The following is a 537-nucleotide window of genomic DNA, read 5'->3' as shown; positions in this document are numbered from 1 at the left end:
CACATGGGCATTCCGGTATCGCAAAACGCAAATGGTGACCTCTTAGGGCACGTCACAGATCAAGGTTTTAGCTTAGAAAATTCTAATGTACGTGGTTACCAAACGAAACTGCATCTTCCATTTCATGCTGATGGATCTGATGTTGTTGGATTATTAAGCCTGCGAAAAGGAAAATCTGGAGGTCACAGCAGTATCATCAGTTCGATGACTGTTTACAATGAAATTCTGGAGAAGAATCCGGAATATTTAGGAGTTCTCTGTCGTCCATTTTCCTTTGATCGTCGTGGAGAGGAAGCACCGGGAGAACCTCCAGTATTTACATCATCAATCTTTAATTATTATGAAGGTAAACTGAGCTGTAGATATGTCCGTTTATTTATCGAATCAGCACAAGCAAAAACAGGCATCCAATTGTCAAAAGTGGAAATTGAAGCATTAGACTTACTGGATTCCCACCTTCATGATGAGAATTTACATTATAACATGATGTTGGAGCCAGGGGATATGCAGTTCGTCAATAATTATACGATTCTGCAC

Annotated in this window: 1 protein-coding gene; it reads left to right on the top strand. The window is 40.0% G+C overall.

Annotation, left to right across the window (positions count from 1 at the left end):
- Positions 1-537 (top strand): TauD/TfdA family dioxygenase (locus tag AC1DUW_RS32145; RefSeq protein ID WP_477644625.1); only part of this gene is annotated, 537 nt, incomplete at both ends.

The sequence above is a fragment of the Peribacillus sp. P4_C12 genome, assembly GCF_056402095.1.
The sequence above is the reverse complement of the archived record's forward strand: the minus strand, read 5'-3'. Positions and strand labels throughout refer to the sequence as shown.